Source organism: Pseudomonas sp. CCI3.1 (assembly GCF_034313985.1).
Taxonomy (GTDB): Bacteria; Pseudomonadota; Gammaproteobacteria; order Pseudomonadales; family Pseudomonadaceae; genus Aquipseudomonas; species Aquipseudomonas psychrophila.
In genome coordinates, this window is sequence record NZ_JAVIWO010000001.1 from 3,187,636 (window position 1) to 3,211,951 (window position 24,316).

The following is a 24,316-nucleotide window of genomic DNA, read 5'->3' on the forward strand; positions in this document are numbered from 1 at the left end:
AAAATCATTTTGCGATGCTCTCTCACCCTGAGGTGAGAGGAGCACCAGACTCGCCGAAGCGGATCTTAGTGGTTATCTTCGTGTGCCATCGACAGATAGACGATGGTCAACATCATGAAGATAAACGCTTGCAAGGTGATGATCAGGATGTGGAATACAGCCCACGCCCATTGCAGCACCACGCCCAGACCGCTAAGCCAAAGCAGGCCGCTGCCGAACATTACGGCGATCAGGATAAACACCAGTTCGCCAGCGTACATGTTGCCGAACAGACGCAGAGCCAACGAAATAGGCTTGGCAATCAACGTCACGAATTCGAGCAGGAAGTTCACCGGAATCAGCAGCGCTTGAACAAAAATGTTCTTGCTGCCAAACGGGTGCAGGGTCAGTTCGCCGATAAAGCCGCCGATACCCTTGATTTTGATGCTGTAGAAGATGATCAACGCGAATACCGACAGGGCCATGCCCATGGTCGCGTTTGGATCAGTCGTCGGTACGGCACGGAATGGGAAGTGCTCATCGCCGGTGATCAGGATCGCCAACTGAGGAATCCAGTCAACCGGAACCAGGTCGATGGCGTTCATGAGGAACACCCAAACGAAAATGGTCAGCGCCAGCGGTGCGATAACTGCACTGCGACCGTGGAAACTGTCTTTAACGCTGCCATCAACGAATTCCACCAGTACTTCAACGAAGTTCTGCAGTGCGCCTGGTTGACCGGAAGTTGCCTTCTTGGCCGCCATGCGGAATACGAGGATGAAGACCAGACCAACAAACAGCGACCAGCCGAGAGTATCGACGTGGAACGCCCAAAAACCCATTGATTTAGCTTCTGCAACGGTGTGAGCAAAGCCCCAGCCGCCATCAGGTAGCTGCCCAAAGGTCAGGTTCTGTAAGTGGTGCTGGATATAGCCCGAAGCGGTTGTTTCTGCCATGGTTGCCTCAAACGCCCTAAGGTCTCGAAAGTGTTGTTCTCATTAGCAGGGGAGCGAACCAGCTGACCAGTTGGGTCAACACGAAGACGCCGAATACTGCTAGCGGCGCCAATGGCTTCACACCTGCAAACGTCAGCGCGAACAGCACTGCCGTCAAAATTAACTTGCCCGCCTCGCCGGCGTAAAACGACCGGACGATGGCTTGCGCTGCTCGGGCGCCGGAAAACCGAAAAGCCCTGTGAGCAAAATACACATTGGGTAGCAAAGCTATCAGGCCTCCGCAGAGTCCTGAATATCCGGCGACGACTCCATGCCATTGCCAGAGCCCCAGAGCAGCCAGCAATAAAACGACAAATTGAGCCAGCAAAACCGGAAAAACCGCCAAGCGATGGAACGGCAAGCGGTTTGGCGTGCGGGTTTCCATCACAACTGCTCCTCAAAGGTCGGCTACCAAAAACAAAAAACTTGGCATAATTTGTGCCGACAAAATGCGCGCAGAGTATAGGGGCGCTTAAGCCCCTATTCAACTGTCAGGTAGTGATTTCCGACTGCACGCTACATGGGGAATTGTTTCAGCGGATGTGAGCCAGCACTCCTTGAAGCTCATCCAGAGAATTGTAACCAATCACTAACTGGCCTTTTCCCTTCTTTCCGTGGCGAATCTGCACCGCAGAGCCTAGGCGCTCAGCCAGACGCTGTTCGAGCCTGGCTATGTCCGGATCTGGTTTAACCGGTTCAGCCGGCTCTTGTTTGCCGCTCAACCACTGGCGAACCAGAGCTTCGGTCTGACGTACTGTCAGGCCTCGTGCGACAACGTGTCGCGCCCCTTCAACCTGCTGATTTTCAGGCAAACCGAGCAATGCCCGCGCATGACCCATTTCCAGGTCACCGTGGGACAACATGGTTTTGATGACTTCCGGCAAGGAAATCAATCGCAACAAGTTAGCCACAGACACGCGGGACTTACCCACGGCGTCAGCGACTTGTTGCTGAGTCAGCTGGAACTCTTGCTGCAAGCGCTGCAAGGCGACGGCCTCTTCAATCGGATTGAGATCTTCGCGCTGAATGTTTTCGATCAGCGCCATCGCGATGGCGGTTTCATCCGGCACATCGCGCACCATCGCCGGGATGGTGTCCTTGCCTGCCTGTTGGCTCGCGCGCCAGCGACGTTCACCGGCGATGATCTCAAAACGGTTGCCATCAATCGGGCGAACCACGATTGGCTGCATGACGCCTTGAGTCCTGATCGAGCTGGCCAGCTCTTCAAGCGCCTGAGGATCCATGTCACGACGAGGCTGATACTTGCCGCGCTGGATCAGATCCAGAGGCAAGTGCTGCAGTTCGCTTTGATCAACCTTGACCGCTTGCTCTTCCAGCGAGCTGACCGTTGGACCACTCAGGAGTGCATCCAGTCCGCGTCCGAGACCTCGTTTCTTGACGGCCATAGGATTTCCTTAAGTTGGCTGAGGCGTGCGGGTGGTACGACGTTGACGACGAACCAGCTCGCCCGCCAGGGCAAGGTAAGCAATCGCGCCACGAGAATTTTTGTCATAGGCCAATGCTGGCATGCCGTAGCTCGGAGCTTCGGCCAGACGAATGTTGCGCGGAATCACCGTGTCGTAGAGCTGCTCGCCGAAGTGTTCCTTGAGCTGAGCCGATACATCGTTCATCAGGCTCAGGCGCGGGTCGTACATGGTCCGCAGCAGGCCTTCAATTTTCAGGTTCGGATTCAGCAGCTCGGCAATGCGCTTGATGTTATCCACAAGGTCGCTCAAGCCTTCGAGTGCGAAGTACTCGCACTGCATGGGGATAATGACCCCATCGGCAGCAACCAGAGCGTTCAGGGTCAGCATCGACAGCGACGGCGGGCAATCGATCAGAATGTAATCGTAGCTCTCGCGAACCGGCGCCAGTGCAGTGCGCAGACGGCTTTCTTTCATCTGCATTTCGAGCAATACAACTTCGGCTGCCGTCAGATCACGGTTAGCGGGCAGGAGCTGGTAACCACCGTGTTCGGAGATATGCATGGCCTGAGCCAGGTCGCATTCACCGATCAACAGGTCGTAGACCGAATTCTCGAGACCGTGTTTATCCACACCGCTACCCATGGTGGCGTTGCCTTGCGGATCAAGGTCGATCAGAAGCACGCGGCGCTTGGTCGCGACCAGCGATGCTGCGAGGTTGATACAGGTGGTGGTTTTACCCACACCACCCTTTTGGTTCGCTATTGCGAATACCTTAGCCATTCTTGCTTGCGTTCCCAATCATGCCGTGCGGCGCAGTATCAGCAGATGGCGTTGGCCTTGGCAACCTGGAACGGTCAAGGCGTGTTCGCTATCTAGACGAAAATCAGACGGCAATGCTACCAGCTCATCGGCAGGATGAACGCCCTTCATTGCCAACCAGCGCGTTTCGCTGTTGCCCAGGTGGCGCGTCCAGTTGCTGAAGTTTTCCATGCTGCTGAAAGCCCTGGAAACAATTCCATTGAATGGCAGCTCTGGCTGAAACTCCTCAACGCGACTGTGGATAACTTGCAAGTTATCCAGCTTGAGCTCGAGTTTAACCTGGGTCAGAAAACGGGTTTTCTTGCCGTTGCTGTCCAGACAGGTCACTTGAGACTCGGGAAACAGGATCGCCAGGGGAATCCCCGGCATGCCGCCGCCGCTGCCCACATCCAGCCAACGGCCGTTTTCGATGAAGGGCATCACACTTAGGCTGTCGAGCAAATGGCGTGAAACCATTTCGTCCGGGTTACGCACAGCCGTGAGGTTGTAGGCCTTGTTCCATTTGATCAACAGGGCCAGGTAGCCCAGCAATTGCTGGTGCTGGCTTTCGGTCAGTGCAACGCCCAACTGGCGTGCACCTGTGGATAACTCTTCGGCGTGTTGTGCGGTAACCAGCGAACTCAAGCGTTTTGCTCCAACGTGCGGCCTGCGCCGCGCTTTTTCAGGTGAATCATCAACAGGGAAATCGCCGCCGGCGTGACGCCGGGGATACGCGAAGCCTGACCCAGGGTCTCGGGGCGGGTTGCGCCAAGCTTGCTCTGGATCTCTTTCGACAGCCCGGAGATGTTCGTGTAATCGATATCCACAGGCAGTTTGGTATTTTCACTGGCGCGCAGACGGGCAATTTCGTCTTGTTGACGATCGATATAACCGGCGTACTTGGTTTTGATCTCAACCTGTTCGGCGACCAACGGATCTTCGGCGCCCTGCCCGGTCACTTCAACCAGGCCGACGTAGTCGATTTCAGGACGGGTCAGCAGATTGAGCAAATTGTATTCATGGGTCAGCGGTGTGCCGAATTTGGCAGCAATGGCATCGCCCTGCTCAGTGCCCGGGCGAACCCAGGTACTTTTCAGTCGCTGTTCTTCTTGCGCGATGCTTTCACGCTTGGTGCAGAAAGCAGCCCAACGGGCGTCATCGACCAGGCCCAACTCGCGACCTTTTTCGGTCAAGCGCATGTCAGCGTTGTCTTCGCGCAGGATCAGGCGGTATTCGGCACGGGATGTGAACATCCGATACGGTTCTTGAGTACCCAAGGTAATCAGGTCGTCGACCAATACCCCGATGTACGCCTCATCGCGACGCGGGCACCAGCTTTCCTTGCCCTGTGCGAGCAATGCCGCGTTGGCGCCAGCCAGCAAACCTTGAGCACCGGCTTCTTCGTAACCGGTAGTGCCGTTGATTTGTCCTGCAAAGAACAAACCGCCAATCACTTTGGTTTCGAGGCTGTACTTCAGGTCGCGCGGATCGAAGTAGTCGTATTCGATGGCGTAGCCGGGCCGCACGATGTGGGCGTTTTCCATGCCGCGAATCGATTGCACGATCTGGATTTGCACATCGAACGGCAGGGAGGTGGAGATCCCGTTCGGATACAGCTCGTGTGTGGTCAAACCTTCCGGCTCGATGAAGACCTGATGGCTTTCCTTGTCGGCAAAGCGATGGATTTTGTCTTCGATCGAAGGGCAGTAACGCGGGCCTATCCCTTCGATTACACCTGAGTACATCGGTGAGCGATCGAGGTTGGACGCGATGATTTCGTGTGTGCGGGCGTTGGTATGGGTAATCCAGCAACTGACCTGAGCCGGATGCTGTTCTTTGTTGCCCATGAACGACATCACTGGGATCGGTGTATCCCCTGGTTGCTCGGTCATGACCGAGAAATCCACAGAGCGACCATCGATCCGCGGTGGTGTACCGGTTTTCAGGCGACCCACTCGCAGAGGCAGCTCACGCAGACGGTGTGCCAAAGCGATCGAAGGTGGATCACCGGCTCGGCCGCCCGAGTAATTCTGCATCCCAATGTGGATAAGTCCACCGAGGAAGGTGCCTGTGGTCAAAACCACGGCATCCGCCATAAAACGCAGACCCATTTGGGTCACTACGCCACGCACTTGATCCTGTTCAACGATCAGGTCATCAGCTGCCTGTTGAAATATCCACAGGTTGGGCTGGTTTTCGAGCGTTTCGCGTATCGCCGCCTTGTACAGAATCCGGTCGGCCTGTGCACGGGTTGCCCGCACAGCCGGGCCTTTACGCCCATTAAGTACACGGAACTGGATGCCGCCTTTATCGGTAGCCATTGCCATCGCGCCGCCAAGGGCATCGATTTCTTTAACCAGATGGCTTTTACCAATCCCGCCAATCGCAGGATTGCAGCTCATTTGCCCGAGGGTTTCCACGTTGTGGGTCAACAGCAGGGTTTTTACGCCCATGCGTGCTGAAGCAAGTGCAGCCTCGGTTCCGGCGTGACCGCCGCCGATGACGATCACTGCAAAACGGGAAGGGAAATTCACCACGCACCTCGTGCCTGTTACTAGGGGTTTTTTGGATAGACCGCAAAGTATAGGGACTTCGCCCTTCTTAAAGAACCCTTTGCACAAAATTTAACCAGCTGTGGATAAGGGCAAGATAGATAAATAAATAGAGAAGAAATTTATAAAGCTTTGTTTTTATGTTTATTTCTACTGAACCACTTTTCTGTGGATAGATTGCTGCAGGCCATATTTTACATACTGTACAGAGATTCAAAAGTCTGTGGTTATGCACCGATAAGGGGTTGGGATAAGTGCTTTAAGCCTGTGGGTAAAACATATTGTTATCCACAGGGGTGGTTATCTTCAGTTTTCAGGCCTACTTACCCACTGACCTGAGGGCTAGTTATACACAGAGCTTATTCGACGATTTAGAGGGTTTTTGGTCAATAAACAGGCAGCCGAAAACCGCTTGAATGGTCAATCCATCAAGCGGTTGGACGATCGGTCAGTGATTAAAGTGATAAACGGTACAAGCCAGCGCCGTTATTGAAGCGTAATCAGCCAGCCTGTGGGTGATGCCTCAAGTCTGTGGGTAACTCCAATTGCAGTCAGGAACACCTCATCGTGGGAGGTGACAACCAGAGTTCCCGAGTACTGTTTGAGCATGCTCTCCAACGCCTGAACCGAAGGCAGATCCAGGTGATTGGCGGGTTCATCGAGTAACAACAGCTGTGGCGGGGACGCGGCATAAAACACGCAAGCCATGGCGGCTTTCAGGCGTTCACCGCCACTCAGCCGGTTACATGGCTGGTTAATTCGATCCGCGTTTAGGCCCAATTGCGCCAGCCGAGTGCGTAATTCTCCTTCATTGAGCTGCCGATTGAGGGGCTGCAACTGCTCAAGAACTGTGTGCTCGGGCTTTAACAGTCCCAGGTGCTGGTCGAGATAAGCGGTGGTTACGAAGGTCCGGGCCTGACCTGAAACAACCGGCAGCTGACCGGCCAGTACCTTGAGCAAGGTCGACTTGCCGCAGCCGTTCGGCCCCACCAGGGCAATACGCTGGCCACGAGTCAGCGTGAGATTGATCGAGCGTAAATGCTCAGCTCCCTGTGGCAGACGAGCATCGATCAACTCAGCGATTTGCACCGGTGCGCTTTGGCAAGCTTGAGGCGGGTAGACAAAGATGGCCTGTTGCTCTTCTACCTGACTCGCGGCCTGGCGCACTTGAGCAGACAATTGTTCCCGTGCCGCGTCCTGTTGTACCCGCAGTTTGCCGCTGCTGGCCTGGCTGCGTTCCTTTTGCCGGCCCAGCAAAACTTTGGCCTGATTAGCATCACTGGCCTGTTTATGGCCGCGGGATTGACTGCGTTCCAGACGCTCTTTTTGTTCACGCAGGGCCTGTTCCTGTCGCTTGCGTTCAAGCTTGGCTGACGCCAGTTGTAGCTGCGCCGCTCGAAGTTGCTCGGCTTTTGCCTGTGTATAAAACGAAAAACCACCGCCATAACGGGTGAGCCCCATGGAAGACAACTCAACAATAACCTCCATGTGCTCCAACACATCGCGATCGTGGCTGATCACCAGCAAGCCGTTGGGCCAGTTCAGCAACTGCTCATGGAGCGCACGACGGTGCTGGTGATCCAGATGATTAGTGGGCTCATCCAGTATCAACAGGTCGGCTTGAGACAAGAAAGCGCCCATCAGGGCCACACGCATGGCTTCGCCCCCACTGAGGGCTGAAGCAGGGGTTGAGGGCGTCAGGTGTGCAAGATTGTTTTGGGCCAGCTGGTCGAGCAGTTGCTGACGGATGCCCCAGCGCTCGCCGATGCAATCGAAGTCCGCTTGCTCAGTGCTGCCCTGCTCTATTCGCTCAAGGGCGCTGATAACGAGCCTTACACCGGCAAGGTCGGCAACGGTATGACCGGGTTCTGGGCTAACGTGCTGAGCCAGGTAATACACGGTGCCACTACGTGTGCAACGGCCTGTGGAGGGGGATATATGCCCAGCGATCAGGCGTGCCAACAGGCTTTTGCCCACACCATTACGCCCCACCAGACCTGTACGGCGATGGTCGATATGCAGATCAAGGTTTGTGAACAGGGAACTGCCGTCGGGCAGGTGATAAGAAACGCTTTCCAGCGTTACAGAGGTAACGAGAGCCATATGCACTCCAAAGATGCCCAGAACTGCCCCTGCGGTGAGGGGGATGAGATCTGGCCGCTAACATCGCGGCGGCATCAATTGCGCATTGGACTAACACCTCGTGGGATTGAATCGCCAAAACTATAGGACAAAGGTAGAACAATGCCAACCTGTGGGAACGGTCTGTCTCGTGATGGCCTCACTGTGGTTCAACTGAGCCACTGAAGGCCTGAATCGCGAGCAAGCCCGCTCCCACAAGTGCGAGGCGATTACTTGCCTATACAGAAACTGGAGAAAATCCGTCCCAACAAGTCGTCCGAGCTGAAGGCTCCAGTTATCTCGCCCAGCGAATGCTGCGCCTGGCGCAAATCCTCAGCCAGCAACTCCCCTGCGCCCGCCAGGGTCAGTTGCGCCCTGCCGTGTTCAAGTGCCTTGCTTGCGTGCTGCAACGCCTCCAGGTGGCGGCGGCGCGCGCTGAAGCTGCTTTCAGAGGTCTGCTCATAACCCATGCAGGCCTTGAGGTGTTCACGCAGCAAATCCAGGCCATCCGTTGATCGGGCGCTAAGGCTGATCGTCACGTGGCCATCGTCACACACCTGCAGGGCAATGTTCTCACCGCTCAGGTCGGCCTTATTACGGATCAACGTCACTTTCGCCGGATCTGGACGCTGTTCAAGAAACTCTGGCCATAGCGCAAACGGGTCGTCCGCTTCCGGTGCAGTGGCATCGACCACCAACAGCACCCGATCAGCTTCGCCAATGGCCTTGAGTGCCCGTTGCACACCGATTTTCTCCACTTGGTCGTCTGTGTCTCGCAGGCCTGCAGTGTCGACCACATGCAGCGGCATGCCATCGATGTGGATATGTTCACGCAACACGTCCCGGGTGGTACCGGCAATCTCGGTCACGATGGCCGCTTCACGCCCGGCCAGGGCATTGAGCAAGCTCGACTTGCCGGCGTTGGGACGGCCCGCAATAACCACGGTCATGCCATCGCGCAGCAAGGCGCCTTGTCCGGCCTCCCGTTGAACGGTGGATAACTCTTCGCGAACCTTATCCAGCATTCCAAGTACATGGCCATCAGCCAAAAAGTCGATTTCTTCTTCCGGGAAATCAATCGCCGCTTCGACATAGATACGCAAACCGATCAATTGCTCGGTCAAGTTATGCACACGCTGTGAGAAAGCGCCCTGCAAGGAACGCAATGCGTTACGTGCAGCCTGTGCAGAACTTGCCTCGATCAAGTCGGCAATTGCTTCGGCCTGGGCAAGATCGAGTTTGTCATTCAGAAACGCCCGCTCGCTGAATTCCCCCGGACGAGCCAGACGGCACCCCAGTTGAATGCAGCGCTGCAACAACATATCCAGAACAATCGGGCCGCCATGGCCTTGCAATTCCAGCACGTCTTCGCCGGTAAACGAGTTGGGCCCCGGGAAATACAGCGCAATGCCTTCATCCAGCACTTCACGGTTTTCGCCGTAAAACGGGCCGTAATGGGCGTAGCGAGGTTTCAGTTCACGTTCACTGAACGCTTTCGCCGCAACACTGGCGAGCGGGCCGGAAATACGCACGATTCCCACACCACCTCGGCCTTGGGCGGTCGCTACTGCGGCAATGGTTTCAGCCGGAACACTCATAAAACAGGCCTCAAAACTAAAGTAACGGATAGCAAAACGCCCCACTAGGGGGCGTTTTGAGTGGTGCTCACCAGAGTAAGTTACTCGGCTGCTTTTTTGGTAGCAGCTTCAACTTTACGGGTGATGTACCACTGTTGAGCGATGGACAGGCAGTTGTTCACAACCCAGTACAGCACCAGACCAGCAGGGAACCACAGGAAGAAGAAGGTGAAGATGATAGGCATCAGCTTCATCACCTTGGCCTGCATCGGATCCGGCGGAGTCGGGTTCAGACGCTGCTGGATGAACATGGTTGCGCCCATGATGATCGGCAGAATGAAGAACGGGTCCTTGATCGACAGATCGGTAATCCAGAGCATGAACGGCGCCTGGCGCATTTCAACACTTTCCAGAAGTACCCAGTACAAGGACAGGAAGACCGGCATCTGCACCAGAATCGGCAAGCAGCCGCCCAGTGGATTGATCTTCTCTTTCTTGTACAGCTCCATCATCGCTTGCGACATTTTCTGGCGGTCATCACCAAACTGCTCTTTCAGAGCAGCCAGTTTTGGTGCCACGGCGCGCATGCGAGCCATCGACTTGTAGCTGGCGGCCGACAGAGGGAAGAAGATCCCTTTGATCAGCATGGTCAGGAAGATGATCGACCAACCCCAGTTACCGACCAGGCTGTGGATATGTTGCAGCAGCCAGAAAATAGGCTGGGCAATGAACCACAGAATGCCGTAGTCGACGGTCAGTTCCAGACCTGGGGATAACTCTTTGAGCACACCCTGACTTTTTGGACCGGCGTACAACGTAGCACTGGTTTCAGCAGTTTTGCCCGGCTCAACGGTCAAGGTTGGGCCAGTAAAACCGATGATGTAGTTGCCCTGGTTGTCTTTGCGGGTCTGAACGACGTTGTTATCGCCTTTCTGAGGAATCCACGCGGTCACAAAGTAGTGTTGCAACCAGGCAACCCAGCCACCTTGAACTGTTTCTTTCAACTGAGCCTTGTCGATATCTTTCATCGACACTTTTTTGTACGGCTCTGCACTTGTCCACAGGGCAGCGCCCAAGTAGGTGGCAGTACCGGTGGCGGTGCTGGAAGAAGGATCGGAGCTGGCGTCACGCTTCAATTGCGCGAACAGGTTGCCGCTCCACGGCTTGCTGCTCTCGTTATCAATCAAATAGCTGACTTGTACATCGTACAAACCACGCTTGAGCGTGAAACGCTTGATGTAATTGATGCCGTTTTCGCTGAACTTCAGATCAACAACCAGTTGATCCTGGCCTGGGGCCAGTTCGAAAGTCTTTTTCTCAGCGCTGAAAACAGGACGACCTGACGGACGGGCGTCCGGGCCATCAACGCCTGTCAGGCCACTTTGTGCCAGATAGGTGCGTTCGTTGCCGTTATCGAACAACTGGAAAGGAACATCCGGGTGATCCTGGCGACGTGGATAAAGCGGCAGACGCAACTGGGCAATATCACCACCCTGTGGATCGATCGCGATGTCCAAAACATCCGTTTTTACGTGGATGAGGTCTTTGCTTGCAGCCACCGGAGTTTCAGTCGGTGTGCTGGTATCTGTATTGGCGCTGGGTACATCGGCACTGTTTGAAGCGTTGTTACCTGAAACCGTGTCGGGCAAAGCCGGCGCGGTGGTGCTGCTGGCGGCAACATTCTGAGTCGGCAGGGCAGCTTGGCCGTAATCCTGGTTCCATTTCAGAACCATAACGTAGGACACGACTGCTAGAGCGACGATCAGGATCGTGCGTTTAATATCCATGATTACTCGGCCATCAAGAAGAACGGGAGGTAGGGATAGGCGGAACCGGGTCGTAACCACCGGGATTCCACGGGTGACAGCGACCTAAACGACGAAAGGTCAGCCAGCCGCCGCGCAGAAGGCCATGATTTTCAATGGCTTCCAACGCGTAGCAGGAACAACTGGGGTAGAAACGGCAGTGGCTGGCCATCAAAGGACTAATGGCATAGCGATAAAACTGGATCGGAACGAGCGCCAGTTTACGCATCAGGACTGCCTACCCCTACAGTTTCGGTTTTAACTGCTGGAACTGGCGTGTTACGGGCCAGACGCTTCCAGAGTTTGCCGAAATGCTGAATCAATTCGGGGTTCTCTACGTCACCCAAACCTTTGCGCGCGACGATAACGATATCCCAACCAACCAGTAAATCCTGGTGGAGACGAAACGATTCACGCATCAAACGCTTAAGGCGATTGCGCTCAACGGAGAGCTTTACGCTCTTTTTCCCGATTACTAACCCCAGGCGGGGGTGATCAAGATCGTTGCTACGCGCAAGGAGCAGGAGGTTTTTCCCCGGAACCTTGCCGGTGGGGGAGTCAAAGACTGCCTTGAAGTGTCGGGGAGTGAGTAACCGCTTTTCCCGACTGAAGTCCTGACTCACCACCATTGTCTGATTATCAAACTGCCAGACGTGCGCGGCCTTTGGCGCGGCGACGCGACAGGACTGCACGGCCGTTTTTAGTAGCCATGCGTGCACGGAAACCGTGAGTGCGGGCGCGTTTGATAGTGCTTGGTTGGAAAGTACGTTTCATGTCGTGCTACCTGGTTCGTCCACAACGGGCCGGAATGGCCCCCGTTTTAAGAGACCGGCGATTCTAGAGAAAGCAAGCCAATAGGTCAATTTCCAACCAGCGTTTACCGGTAAATAGATGTTGGGCGTTTTGCACAAGCCTTTAGCCTGCCAACTATAGAAATAAAAAAATGAAGTATTTAAAGCTCTTTTAAAGATGTAACTACTCTTATAGGAGACATTTTCTGTGGATAACTTAATGCAGCCCTTTTAGATCAAGGCTTTCAGCGATCCGAAAGGTTGTCCAAAAACCGTGCTCTGCCTGTGCTGCACCCGCGGATAAGCTGTGCATTAAAGGCCTGTTTATCCACAGGCCAGTTATGCACAGAGTTTCGACCCCACTTGTGCAACGGTCTTAGGCCCGCTTATCCACAGACCTTATGCACATACCATTTGTCGCTTTGTTCACAGCGAAAAGCCCGATCTCTCCTTATATGCAGCTCACCTACATGTGGATAAGTGGGGCGGTGGTCGCTACAATGGCGCCTGTTTTTGCCTCACCGGCTTTCAACTTAGGGGATATCCGTGTCAGTGGAACTTTGGCAGCAGTGCGTGGAGCTTTTGCGCGATGAGCTGCCTGCCCAGCAATTCAACACCTGGATCCGTCCACTACAGGTCGAAGCCGAAGGCGACGAGTTGCGTGTGTATGCACCCAACCGATTCGTTCTCGACTGGGTCAACGAAAAGTATCTGAGCCGCTTGCTTGAACTGTTGAACGAGCACAGCAATGGCATGGCGCCTTCGTTGTCCTTGTTAATAGGCAGCAAACGCAGCTCGGCGCCTCGTGCTGCCCCCAATGCGCCATTGGCTGCAGCGGCATCTCATGCCCCGGCGCCCAGCGCACCTGCCAATACAGCTGCACCTGCCCCAGCGCCAAAACAGTCCGGGCATGCCAGCGAAGAGCCTTCGCGTGCCAGCTTCGACCCAATGGCCGGGGCCAGCTCGCAGCAAGCGCCAGTGCGCGCCGAGCAGCGCACCGTTCAAGTCGAGGGTGCGCTCAAGCACACCAGCTACCTGAACCGTACCTTTACCTTCGAAAACTTCGTTGAGGGCAAGTCGAACCAACTGGCTCGCGCTGCGGCGTGGCAAGTGGCGGATAACCCAAAGCACGGTTACAACCCGCTCTTCCTTTATGGCGGCGTTGGTCTGGGTAAAACTCACTTGATGCACGCGGTGGGCAACCACCTGTTAAAGAAGAACCCGAATGCCAAGGTCGTGTACCTGCATTCCGAACGTTTTGTAGCTGACATGGTTAAAGCCTTGCAGCTCAACGCCATCAACGAGTTCAAGCGCTTCTATCGCTCGGTAGATGCCTTGCTTATCGATGACATTCAATTCTTTGCGCGCAAGGAGCGGTCCCAGGAAGAGTTCTTCCACACCTTCAACGCCCTGCTTGAAGGTGGTCAGCAAGTGATTCTGACCAGTGACCGCTACCCCAAGGAAATCGAAGGCCTTGAAGAACGTCTCAAGTCCCGCTTCGGTTGGGGTTTGACGGTAGCCGTCGAGCCACCAGAGCTTGAGACCCGTGTTGCGATCCTGATGAAGAAGGCCGACCAGGCCAAGGTCGATCTGCCTCACGATGCCGCGTTTTTTATTGCTCAGCGCATTCGCTCAAACGTGCGAGAACTCGAAGGTGCGCTTAAGCGCGTTATCGCTCACTCGCACTTTATGGGTCGCGACATCACCATCGAATTGATCCGCGAATCGCTCAAAGACTTGCTGGCGCTACAAGACAAGCTCGTCTCTGTGGATAACATCCAGCGCACAGTGGCTGAGTACTACAAGATCAAGATCTCGGACCTGCTGTCCAAGCGTCGCTCGCGCTCGGTTGCGCGACCACGCCAGGTGGCGATGGCATTGTCCAAAGAACTGACCAATCACAGCCTGCCGGAAATCGGCGATGTGTTTGGCGGTCGCGATCACACCACGGTCTTGCACGCATGCCGCAAGATCAACGAACTTAAGGAATCCGACGCGGACATCCGCGAGGACTACAAGAACCTGCTGCGTACACTGACAACCTGATGACACCAGCGCAGCTTAATAAGGCAAGGGACTAGACCATGCATTTCACCATTCAACGCGAAGCCCTGTTGAAACCCCTGCAACTGGTCGCAGGCGTCGTTGAACGCCGCCAGACCTTGCCGGTATTGTCCAACGTGCTGTTGGTTGTCGAAGGCCAGCAACTGTCGCTGACCGGTACCGACCTTGAAGTCGAACTGGTTGGTCGAGTGCAACTTGAAGAGCCGGCCGAACCAGGCGAAATCACCGTGCCTGCGCGCAAGCTGATGGATATCTGCAAAAGCCTGCCCAACGATGCATTGATCGACATCAAACTCGATGACAACAAGCTGGTGGTCAAGGCAGGCCGTAGCCGTTTTACCCTGTCCACCTTGCCAGCCAACGATTTCCCGTCGGTTGAAGAAGGCCCGGGCTCGCTGACGTGCAGCTTGCAGCAGAGCAAACTGCGTCGCCTGATCGAACGTACCAGCTTTGCCATGGCGCAGCAGGATGTTCGTTACTACCTCAACGGCATGCTGCTGGAAGTGTCGGCCGGCATCATCCGCGCGGTGGCAACCGACGGTCACCGTCTGGCCATGTGCTCGATGAAAGCTGATATCGGCCAGCCAGACCGTCATCAAGTGATTGTGCCGCGCAAGGGTATTCTTGAACTGGCGCGCTTGCTGACCGAGCCGGACGGCGAAGTGAGCATCGTTCTGGGGGCACACCACATCCGTGCCACTACCGGCGAGTTCACCTTCACCTCCAAGCTGGTTGACGGCAAGTTCCCCGACTACGAGCGTGTGCTGCCTAAAGGTGGTGACAAGGTTGTTATCGGTGACCGTCAGGCACTGCGTGAAGCGTTCAGCCGGACCGCGATTCTGTCCAACGAAAAGTACCGTGGTATCCGTCTGCAATTGGCCAATGGTCAACTGAAAATCCAGGCCAACAACCCGGAACAGGAAGAAGCAGAAGAGGAAGTAGGCGTCGAGTACAACGGCGGCTCGCTGGAAATTGGCTTCAACGTGAGCTACCTGCTGGATGTGCTGGGTGTGATGACCACTGAGCAAGTGCGTCTGATCCTGTCGGACTCCAACAGCAGCGCCCTGGTGCAGGAGTCGGACAACGACGATTCGGCCTACGTTGTTATGCCGATGCGCCTGTAACCATGCACAGCCCACGCTAGATGTCCCTCAGTCGTGTCACAGTCACCGCGGTGCGTAACCTGCACCCGGTGACCTTCTCCCCCTCTCCCCGCATCAATATCCTGTACGGCGCCAACGGCAGCGGAAAAACCAGCGTGCTGGAAGCCATCCACTTGCTGGGGCTGGCACGTTCGTTTCGCAGTGTGCGGCTCAATCCCGTGATCCAGCACGAGCAGCAAAGCTGTACGGTTTTTGGTCAGGTTGAATTGGCCGAAGGCGGGCACAGCGCGCTCGGTATCTCACGGGACCGGCAGGGGGAGTTCCAAATTCGTATCGACGGTCAAAATGCGCGCAGTGCAGCGCAGTTGGCTGAGATCCTGCCGTTGCAATTGATTAACCCTGATAGCTTCCGCCTGCTGGAAGGTGCCCCAAAGATCCGTAGGCAGTTTCTCGATTGGGGCGTGTTCCATGTCGAACCTCGCTTCATGTCGACCTGGCAGCGGCTACAGAAGGCCCTGCGGCAGCGGAACTCATGGCTGCGGCATGGTACACTCGACGCCGTTTCACAAGCGGCCTGGGACCGGGAACTGTGCCTGGCCAGTGCTGAAATTGATGAATACCGCCGCGCCTACATCAAAGCCTTGAAACCAGTCTTTGAGCAGACCTTGAGTGAGCTACTTGATCTCGAAGGGTTAACGCTGAGCTATTACCGTGGTTGGGACAAAGACCGGGAGTTGAGTGCAGTACTCGCTGCGTCTGTCCACCGGGACCAGCAAATGGGGCATACCCAGGCCGGACCACAACGTGCTGATTTGCGCCTTAAGCTGGGCGTGAATAACGCGGCAGATATCTTGTCGCGGGGGCAGCAGAAGTTGGTGGTTTGCGCGCTGCGTATCGCTCAAGGGCACTTGGTCAGCCAAGCCCGGCGTGGCCAATGTATTTATCTGGTAGATGACTTGCCCTCCGAACTGGATGAGCAGCATCGCAACGCACTGTGTCGCTTGTTGGAAGACTTACGCTGCCAGGTATTCATTACCTGTGTAGACCACGAATTATTGAGGGAAGGCTGGCAGACGGAAACGCCAGTTGCCCTGTTCCACGTGGAACAGGGCTGTATCACCCAGACCCACGACCATCGGGAGTGAAGGCATTGAGCGAAGAAAACACGTACGACTCAACGAGCATTAAAGTGCTGAAAGGCCTTGATGCCGTACGCAAACGTCCCGGTATGTACATTGGTGATACTGACGATGGCAGCGGTCTGCACCACATGGTGTTCGAAGTAGTCGACAACTCTATCGACGAAGCGCTGGCTGGCCATTGCGACGACATCACCATCACGATCCACCCGGACGAATCCATCACGGTGCGCGACAACGGCCGCGGTATTCCGGTGGATGTGCATAAAGAAGAAGGCGTCTCTGCAGCCGAGGTCATCATGACCGTACTGCACGCCGGCGGTAAGTTCGATGACAACTCCTACAAAGTATCCGGCGGATTGCACGGTGTAGGTGTTTCGGTGGTAAACGCCCTGTCCGAACTGCTGGTCCTGACGGTACGTCGCAGCGGCAAGATCTGGGAACAGACCTACGTCCACGGTGTTCCTCAGGCGCCGATGGCCATCGTTGGCGAGAGCGAAACCACCGGCACTCAGATCCATTTCAAACCGTCTGACCAGACGTTCAAGAATATCCACTTCAGCTGGGACATCCTGGCCAAGCGTATTCGTGAGCTGTCCTTCCTGAACTCCGGTGTGGGTATCGTCCTCAAGGACGAGCGCAGCGGCAAGGAAGAGTTGTTCAAGTACGAAGGTGGTCTGCGTGCATTCGTTGACTACCTGAACACCAACAAGACGCCGGTCAACCAGGTGTTCCACTTCAGTGTTCAGCGTGAAGACGGGATTGGCGTAGAAATCGCCTTGCAGTGGAACGACAGCTTCAACGAGAACCTGTTGTGCTTTACCAACAACATTCCGCAGCGTGATGGCGGTACGCACTTGGTGGGCTTCCGCTCTGCCCTGACGCGTAACCTCAATACCTACATTGAAGCTGAAGGCCTGGCCAAAAAACACAAAGTCGCCACCACCGGTGATGACGCTCGTGAAGGTTTGACCGCAATCATCTCGGTGAAAGTGCCGGATCCGAAGTTCAGCTCCCAGACCAAAGACAAGCTGGTTTCTTCCGAAGTGAAGACCGCTGTTGAACAGGAAATGGGCCGGTTCTTCTCCGACTTCCTGCTGGAAAACCCGAACGAAGCCAAGCTGATTGTCGGCAAGATGATCGACGCCGCCCGTGCCCGTGAGGCCGCGCGCAAAGCCCGTGAGATGACCCGTCGTAAAGGCGCGCTGGACATCGCAGGCTTGCCCGGCAAACTGGCCGACTGCCAGGAAAAAGACCCGGCGCTGTCCGAACTGTATCTCGTCGAAGGTGACTCTGCTGGCGGTTCCGCCAAGCAGGGTCGTAACCGTCGTACCCAGGCCATCCTGCCGTTGAAGGGTAAAATCCTCAACGTTGAGAAAGCCCGCTTCGACAAGATGATCTCTTCGCAAGAAGTAGGCACCTTGATCACCGCTCTGGGCTGTGGCATTGGCCGCGATGAGTACAACATCGACAAACTGCGCTACCACAACATCATCATCATGACCGATGCTGACGTCGACGGTTCGCACATCCGTACCCTGCTGCTGACTTTCTTCTTCCGTCAGCTGCCGGAGTTGATCGAGCGTGGCTATATCTACATTGCTCAGCCGCCGTTGTACAAAGTGAAAAAAGGCAAGCAAGAGCAATACATCAAAGACGACGAGGCCATGGAAGAGTACATGACCCAGTCGGCTCTTGAAGATGCCAGCCTGCACTTGAACGATGAAGCCCCTGGCATCTCGGGTGAGGCGCTGGAGCGCCTGGTGTACGACTTCCGCATGGTAATGAAGACCCTCAAGCGTTTGTCGCGCCTGTACCCTCAGGAGTTGACCGAGCACTTCATCTACCTGCCGGCCGTTACCCTTGAGCAGTTGGGCGACCACACTGCCATGCAAGAGTGGATGGCCAAGTATGAAGAGCGTTTGCGCCTGGTTGAAAAATCGGGTCTGGTCTACAAAGCCAGCCTGCGCGAAGACCGTGAGCGTAATGTCTGGTTGCCAGAGGTCGAACTGATCTCCCACGGCCACTCGACCTTTATCACGTTCAACCGCGACTTCTTCGGCAGCAACGACTACAAAACCGTAGTCACCCTGGGCGCTCAATTGAGCACTCTGCTGGACGAAGGCGCGTACATCCAGCGTGGTGAGCGCAAAAAAGCTGTCACGGAGTTCAAAGAAGCACTGGACTGGTTGATGGCCGAAAGCACCAAGCGTCACACCATCCAGCGCTACAAAGGTCTGGGTGAAATGAACCCGGATCAGCTCTGGGAAACCACGATGGACCCAAGCGTGCGCCGCATGCTGAAAGTCACCATCGAAGACGCGATCGGCGCCGATCAGATCTTCAACACCTTGATGGGCGACGCCGTAGAACCGCGCCGTGAGTTCATTGAGAACAACGCACTGGCAGTGTCCAATTTGGACTTCTGATGGTGGTGTAGTGCAGTCAAAAAAGGCCAACGCTTAGCGTTGGCCTTTTTTTGGTTTAAAAATTCTCTATGGCGCCAACAAAACCCCCTGCTCTTCCTGGCACAACTCCAGCAAGAAATCCCAAACAACCCTCAACCTTACCGACTTGTGCAGCTCACGGCGGGTGCTGATCCAGTAGCTGCGTTGCACTGATTCCTCGGGCAATACACGCACCAGCTCCGGGTCGTTACTGGCCATGTAGTTGGGCAGTACGGCGATACCGAGCCCTGCTCGGGCCGCTTGTTGCTGGGCAATGACGCTTGTGCTGCGAAAGGTCACGGTCGGGGTGCGGCAAAAGTTGTTGAGAAACAGCAGCTCCTGGCTGAACAGCAGATCGTCGACGTAGCCGATCCAGTAGTGATTGGCCAGGTCATCACGGTTGTTCAAGGGCGGCGCCTTGTCGAGGTAAACGCGGCTGGCATAGAGCGCCAGGCGGTAGTCGGTGAGTTTGCGGGTTATCAACAGGTCAGCGTTGGGTCGATCCAGGTGGATGCTGATTTCTGCCTCGCGGTTGAGGATGCTGACAAAGCGTGGCACCGCCACCAGTTCCACTTCCAGCCCTGGGTAGCGTTCAAACAACCCGCGTAACCGCGACGTGATGAACATGATCCCTATTCCTTCAGTGACCCCCAGGCGGATCTTTCCCATGGGGGCGATGGCCTGGGTAATTTCCTCTTGCGCCAGCAATGCGACGTTTTCCATGGCTTCTGCGTGTTTGAGCAGCGCTTGGCCTGCGGGCGTCAGTTCGTAACCTTGTGCATGTTGCACAAACAGCGCCGCGCCCAGGTGCTGCTCGATGCTCTCGATATGCCGTGCGACAGTGCTGTGGGTCGTGTTCAGGCGTTTGGCGGCGGTGAGCAAGCGACCACTGCGTTGCAGCTCAAGAAAATATCGCATGTCATTCCAGTCGAACATGTCAGCCCCCAAGCACTATTGATATTGAGCTGTGCAAAAACGCACAAGCCATGGGTGAAATCACGCGTTTCAAACTCGAAATTAATCAATAGGATGGTGTAGGACAAGAACAATAAAGGCGAGGTGATCAATGCCATCAGCCAGTAAGGTGTACGACTACATCATTGTGGGCGCCGGACCTGCGGGTTCAGTGCTGGCCAATCGGCTGTCTGCCGATCCACGTCACAACGTGTTGCTACTCGAAGCGGGTGGGCAAGATAACTACCCGTGGATCCATATCCCCGTGGGTTACCTGTATTGCATCGGTAACCCACGCACCGACTGGTGTTTCAAAACCGAGGCGCAGATCGGCTTGCAAGGCCGTAGCCTGAGCTATCCGCGTGGCAAGGTGTTGGGCGGCAGTTCGTCGATCAACGGCATGATCTATATGCGTGGCCAAGCGGGTGATTACGACCGCTGGGCCGAGCAAGGCAATGCGGGCTGGTCCTGGAAAGACGTCCTGCCTCTGTTCAAGCGCAGTGAAAAACACTTTTCCGGCAACTCCGATCTGCATGGCAGCGATGGCGAATGGCGAGTGGAGCAACAGCGTTATACCTGGCCGATTCTCGATGCCTTTCGAAGCGCAGCCGCCGAAAGCGGAGTTGCCAGCGTCAGCGACTTCAACGGTGGTGATAACCAGGGCTGTGGATACTTTCAGGTTAATCAGAAGTCCGGTGTGCGCTGGAATGCCTCCAAGGCTTTTTTACGGCCGGTGCTTAAACGTCCGAACCTGACTGTTCTGACCGATGTTCAGGTCGATAAAGTGCTGCTTGAGAATGGCCGTGCGACGCAGGTCAGCGCACGCTGGCAAGGCACTGAACATGCCTTTGCGGCGAGTCGCGAGATTATCTTGTGTGCGGGCTCCATTGGCTCTCCGGGTATCTTGCAGCGCTCGGGTATTGGCCCACGGCCCCTGCTTGAAAGCCTGGGGATAACGGTGCTGCACGAATTACCCGGTGTTGGCGGCAATCTGCAGGACCACCTGCAACTGCGCCTGATATTCAAACTGACCAAGGCGCGCACCCTTAACCAGGTGGCCAACAGCCTATGGGGCAAGGTCGGCATGGGCCTGCGATATGCCTACGACCGCAGCGGCCCATTGGCCATGGCACCCAGTCAGTTAGGCGCGTTCGTAAAGTCCGATCCCGATCAACCCTCGGCCAACTTGCAGTATCACGTTCAACCGTTGTCCCTTGAGCGCTTTGGCGAGCCGCTGCACACCTTCCCCGCTTTCACGGCTTCAGTGTGCAACGTGCGGCCAAAGAGTCGTGGCCGGGTCGATATCCGCTCTGCCAATCCCGATGATGCGCCGCTGATTGATCCCAATTACCTGAGTCATCCTGACGATTTAAAGGTCGCAGCGGATGCGATTCGCCTGACCCGGCGCATCGTGGCCAGTGCTGCCTTGCAGGCGTTTACGCCAGAGGAGTACCTGCCTGGTAAGGACCTGCAAACCGAGCAAGAGCTGTACGAAGCTGCCGCACGCATCGGTACGACTATTTTTCACCCTGTAGGCACTTGTCGCATGGGCCAGGACGCCGAAGCAGTGGTCGATGCTCAGTTGTGCGTCCATGGCGTATCGGGGTTGAGGGTGGCCGACGCTTCAATCATGCCTAACATCGTGTCGGGTAATACGTGTTCTCCGACCTTGATGATTGGCGAAAAAGCCGCGCAGTTAATCCTGCAGGCGTCGCTTGACTCACTGGAGCACGCAACAGACGTTAATCGCGCGGTAGCAACACCGGTCGCCTGAGTGCGATCGTGGTTTCGGGCGCAGTCATCCGGAACCGGCAGTGGACAAAAACAATAATCACTGTGGCCCAACAGGGCTGAGGACACTGAACATGTCAGACGCAATTGCAGAACAAGCGGCTCCCGCCAAGGGAACAACCGGTCGTGAAGAACGAAAGATCATATTTGCGTCATCCCTCGGGACGGTTTTCGAGTGGTATGACTTTTTCTTGTATGGCGCTTTGGCAACCGTGCTCAGCAAGCAGTTCTTTGCGGGTGTAAACGACACCACGGCGTTCATTTTTGCCTTGATGGCCTTCGCCGCCGGCTTTTTGGTCAGACCCTTCGGAGCACTGGTTTTTGGCCGATTAGGCGACATGATCGGGCGTAAATACACCTTCCTCATGACCATCATTCTGATGGGCTTATCGACCTTTGCCGTCGGCCTGTTACCGACCTACACCAGTATTGGCATTGCGGCCCCGATCATGCTCGTGTTGTTGCGCATGCTCCAAGGGCTGGCGCTGGGGGGTGAGTATGGCGGTGCTGCCACCTACGTGGCAGAGCACGCAGCTCCCGGCAAACGCGGTTTTAACACCAGCTGGATTCAATCCACCGCAACATTGGGCTTATTGCTGTCGCTGGTGGTTGTACTGAGCTGCCGTTACCTGACCGGTGATCAGTTTGAAGTGTGGGGCTGGCGCCTGCCGTTCCTGCTGTCCATCGTGCTGCTGGGCATCTCGACCTGGATTCGCATGAGCATGCACGAGTCGCCCGCTTTCGTGAAAATGAAAGCTGAAGGCAAAACCAGTAAATCGCCGATCCGCGAGTCGTTCGGTAAATGGGAAAACCTTAAAATTGTTCTGATTGCGCTGTTCGGCATCAACGCGGGCCAAGCGGTGACCTTCTATACCGCGCAGTTCTATGTGCTGTTCTTCCTCACGCAAATGCTCAGGATTGACCCGGCCCAGGCCAACATGTTGCTGATTATCAGCGTGATCATCGGTGCACCGTTCTTTATCTTCTTCGGATGGCTATCGGACAAGGTGGGGCGCAAGCCGATCCTGATGCTCGGCCTGTTGCTGGCCACAGTGCTGTACTTCCCACTGTTCAAAGCATTGAGCCACTACGCCAACCCGCAGATTGATACGGCCAGCCGTCAGTCACCGATTGTGGTGATGGCCGACCCGGCCACCTGCACCTTCCAGTTTGACCCGGTGGGCAAGGCTCGTTTTGACAGCCCGTGCGACAAGGTCAAAACCTTCCTTGTGAAACAAGGTTTGCCGTACACCTCGCAGTCGGTTGCAGCAGGCACCGAGGTACAGGTTTCGGTGGGCGAGAAGACAATCAGCGGTTTTGACGAAGCTGCCATGCGCGCGGCGGTCACTGAAGCGGGCTACCCGGCCAAGGCGGACCCGAGTTCGGTTAACCAGCCGATGGTCGTGCTGATCATGGTATTGCTGACCCTCATCGCCACCATGACCTATGGCCCGCTGGCTGCAGTGATGGTCGAACTGTTCCCGACCCGTATCCGCTACACCTCCATGTCTCTGCCCTACCACATTGGTAATGGCTGGTTTGGCGGATTTCTGCCAACGGTATCGTTTGCGCTGGTGGTCTTTACCGGGGATATCTTCTATGGGCTGTGGTATCCGGTGGTGATTACCGGGGTCAGCCTGGTGGTGGGTATGATCTTCCTCAAGGAAACCAGGAACGTGAACATCGACAAGGTTTAGCCCATCGCGAGCTAGCCCGCCCCCATAGAATTGATCGGTGGGAGCGGGACTTGTCCGCGATTTCACCACGGCGGTCAGTCAGATGTCAGACACAAAAAAACCGGCTGGAATAAGCCGGTTTTTTTATGCTCCGAGAAAAACTTATGCACGTTTTTCGACAAAAAGTCATAAATAGAAATAACGATTTAAATCATTAACTTACGACTGTTTTTTGGAAATTATCAAAATCTTGTGCACACCTTATCCACAATTTTACTGACCCACAGCGGCGGCGATTGGCGCAGCCACTGGAGGCAGTGAACCCATGTCTCGTTGAGCCTGTTCGTTCCAGGCTTGAACACGGTCGTTCAGCTCGGCGATCGCCCGTGGCCCAGTGCCGTTGGCGTACATCGGTTCGCCAATGACCAGCTCAATCGTACCGGGCTTTTTAGCCCAGCCGGTTTTAGGCCAGTACTTGCCAGCATTGTGGGCAATCGGCAGTACCGGTAACTCGGCGTTGACCGCCAGAGCCGTGCCGCCACGGGAAAACTTGCCCACCTGGCCAAACGGTACGCGGGTCCCTTCTGGAAAGATCAGCACCCAAATATTGTCCTTGAGCAGCTCATCACCTTTTTTGGCGATGTGCTTGAGCGCTGCTTTCGGGTTGTCACGGTCGATGGCAATCGGACGCAGCATCGCCATCGCCCAGCCAAAGAACGGTACATACAGAAGCTCGCGCTTGAGGACCTGGCTCAACGGCTGAAAGTAGGCCGAGAGGAAGAAGGTCTCCCAGGTACTTTGGTGGTTAGCCAGAATCACGCAAGGTCGTTGCGGGATGTTTTCAGCACCCGTCACGTTGACGTGAATGTTCAAAAACACTCGCGTCAGCCACAGCGCGCAGCGGCACCAGTACACATTAATAAACCGATAACGCGCACGGAACGGCAAAAAGGGGGCGACAAAAAAGCTCAGCGAGCACCACAGCAGAGAGCTGGTGCCCAGCAGCAGGTAAAAGAAGAAGGTTCTGATGGCCTGCAGGATCGACATAGCGACTTTTACCGATGCGGATAAAGCACGACTGAACAACCCAACACGTA

At 55.6% G+C, this 24,316-nt stretch carries 20 protein-coding genes; 6 read left to right on the forward strand and 14 right to left on the reverse strand.

What is annotated here, in order from left to right; genetic code table 11:
- Positions 1 to 65: 65 nt before the first annotated feature.
- The 12 genes from atpB to rpmH all read right to left on the reverse strand — a co-directional run bounded on the left by atpB (position 66) and on the right by rpmH (position 12,028).
- Entirely contained in the window at positions 66 to 935 is an 870-nt protein-coding gene (atpB, locus tag RGV06_RS14485) for a F0F1 ATP synthase subunit A (protein ID WP_019828662.1), read from the reverse strand.
- A gap of 16 nt (positions 936 to 951) precedes the next feature.
- Positions 952 to 1,359, reverse strand: coding sequence for a F0F1 ATP synthase subunit I (locus RGV06_RS14490; protein WP_003437994.1), 408 nt, complete (start codon positions 1,357 to 1,359; stop codon positions 952 to 954).
- 148 nt (positions 1,360 to 1,507) lie between these two features.
- Positions 1,508 to 2,380, reverse strand: coding sequence for a ParB/RepB/Spo0J family partition protein (locus RGV06_RS14495; RefSeq protein WP_019828659.1), 873 nt, complete (start codon positions 2,378 to 2,380; stop codon positions 1,508 to 1,510).
- A 9-nt stretch (positions 2,381 to 2,389) separates the two neighbouring features.
- A complete protein-coding gene (locus tag RGV06_RS14500; RefSeq protein WP_046809500.1) occupies positions 2,390 to 3,181 on the reverse strand; it encodes a ParA family protein in 792 nt (263 codons plus the stop codon).
- Positions 3,182 to 3,199: 18 nt separating this feature from the next.
- A complete protein-coding gene (gene rsmG, locus RGV06_RS14505; RefSeq protein WP_046809501.1) occupies positions 3,200 to 3,844 on the reverse strand; it encodes a 16S rRNA (guanine(527)-N(7))-methyltransferase RsmG in 645 nt (214 codons plus the stop codon).
- Positions 3,841 to 5,733 carry a tRNA uridine-5-carboxymethylaminomethyl(34) synthesis enzyme MnmG gene (gene mnmG, locus RGV06_RS14510; RefSeq protein ID WP_019828655.1) on the reverse strand — a complete coding sequence of 631 codons (1,893 nt, stop codon included), beginning with the start codon at positions 5,731 to 5,733 and terminating at the stop codon, positions 3,841 to 3,843. The genes rsmG and mnmG overlap by 4 nt, the downstream gene beginning before the upstream one ends.
- Before the next feature lie 504 nt (positions 5,734 to 6,237).
- A complete protein-coding gene (locus RGV06_RS14515) occupies positions 6,238 to 7,854 on the reverse strand; it encodes an ABC-F family ATP-binding cassette domain-containing protein (RefSeq protein WP_322150291.1) in 1,617 nt (538 codons plus the stop codon).
- 248 nt (positions 7,855 to 8,102) lie between these two features.
- Positions 8,103 to 9,470 (reverse strand): tRNA uridine-5-carboxymethylaminomethyl(34) synthesis GTPase MnmE, encoded by a 1,368-nt coding sequence (gene mnmE / locus RGV06_RS14520; protein WP_322150293.1) that lies wholly within the window; start codon positions 9,468 to 9,470, stop codon positions 8,103 to 8,105.
- A gap of 80 nt (positions 9,471 to 9,550) precedes the next feature.
- Positions 9,551 to 11,236, reverse strand: coding sequence for a membrane protein insertase YidC (yidC, locus tag RGV06_RS14525; protein WP_019828650.1), 1,686 nt, complete (start codon positions 11,234 to 11,236; stop codon positions 9,551 to 9,553).
- Positions 11,237 to 11,249: 13 nt separating this feature from the next.
- The gene (yidD, locus tag RGV06_RS14530; protein ID WP_019828647.1) at positions 11,250 to 11,483 is read right to left on the reverse strand and encodes a membrane protein insertion efficiency factor YidD; all 234 of its coding nucleotides are present in this window, start codon (positions 11,481 to 11,483) and stop codon (positions 11,250 to 11,252) included.
- Complete coding sequence (rnpA, locus tag RGV06_RS14535; RefSeq protein WP_019828646.1) at positions 11,476 to 11,877, reverse strand: ribonuclease P protein component; 402 nt, start codon at positions 11,875 to 11,877, stop codon at positions 11,476 to 11,478. The genes yidD and rnpA overlap by 8 nt, the downstream gene beginning before the upstream one ends.
- Before the next feature lie 16 nt (positions 11,878 to 11,893).
- The gene (rpmH, locus tag RGV06_RS14540; RefSeq protein WP_003213577.1) at positions 11,894 to 12,028 is read right to left on the reverse strand and encodes a 50S ribosomal protein L34; all 135 of its coding nucleotides are present in this window, start codon (positions 12,026 to 12,028) and stop codon (positions 11,894 to 11,896) included.
- A 563-nt stretch (positions 12,029 to 12,591) separates the two neighbouring features.
- Between rpmH and dnaA the strand changes: the two genes are divergently transcribed.
- Genes dnaA through gyrB form a run of 4 tightly spaced genes read left to right on the forward strand, consistent with a single transcriptional unit; the run spans position 12,592 to position 18,780 of the window.
- Positions 12,592 to 14,091: a chromosomal replication initiator protein DnaA gene (dnaA, locus tag RGV06_RS14545; RefSeq protein WP_322150295.1), complete on the forward strand. Its 1,500-nt coding sequence runs from the start codon at positions 12,592 to 12,594 to the stop codon at positions 14,089 to 14,091.
- 38 nt (positions 14,092 to 14,129) lie between these two features.
- Positions 14,130 to 15,233, forward strand: a complete 1,104-nt coding sequence (dnaN, locus tag RGV06_RS14550) for a DNA polymerase III subunit beta (RefSeq protein WP_019828643.1) — start codon at positions 14,130 to 14,132, stop codon at positions 15,231 to 15,233.
- A gap of 20 nt (positions 15,234 to 15,253) precedes the next feature.
- A complete protein-coding gene (gene recF / locus RGV06_RS14555; protein WP_046809505.1) occupies positions 15,254 to 16,357 on the forward strand; it encodes a DNA replication/repair protein RecF in 1,104 nt (367 codons plus the stop codon).
- A 5-nt stretch (positions 16,358 to 16,362) separates the two neighbouring features.
- Positions 16,363 to 18,780, forward strand: coding sequence for a DNA topoisomerase (ATP-hydrolyzing) subunit B (gene gyrB / locus RGV06_RS14560; protein ID WP_019828641.1), 2,418 nt, complete (start codon positions 16,363 to 16,365; stop codon positions 18,778 to 18,780).
- Positions 18,781 to 18,846: 66 nt separating this feature from the next.
- Here the strand turns inward: gyrB and RGV06_RS14565 are convergent, their stop codons facing one another.
- Entirely contained in the window at positions 18,847 to 19,734 is an 888-nt protein-coding gene (locus tag RGV06_RS14565) for a LysR family transcriptional regulator (protein WP_019828640.1), read from the reverse strand.
- A 130-nt stretch (positions 19,735 to 19,864) separates the two neighbouring features.
- Here RGV06_RS14565 and RGV06_RS14570 point away from each other — a divergent pair, with 130 nt between their 5' ends.
- Entirely contained in the window at positions 19,865 to 21,526 is a 1,662-nt protein-coding gene (locus RGV06_RS14570; protein WP_019828639.1) for a GMC family oxidoreductase, read from the forward strand.
- A gap of 91 nt (positions 21,527 to 21,617) precedes the next feature.
- Positions 21,618 to 23,240 (forward strand): MFS transporter, encoded by a 1,623-nt coding sequence (locus RGV06_RS14575; protein WP_019828638.1) that lies wholly within the window; start codon positions 21,618 to 21,620, stop codon positions 23,238 to 23,240.
- 252 nt (positions 23,241 to 23,492) lie between these two features.
- Here the strand turns inward: RGV06_RS14575 and RGV06_RS14580 are convergent, their stop codons facing one another.
- Positions 23,493 to 24,266, reverse strand: a complete 774-nt coding sequence (locus tag RGV06_RS14580) for a lysophospholipid acyltransferase family protein (protein WP_019828637.1) — start codon at positions 24,264 to 24,266, stop codon at positions 23,493 to 23,495.
- Between the last annotated feature and the right edge of the window lie 50 nt (positions 24,267 to 24,316).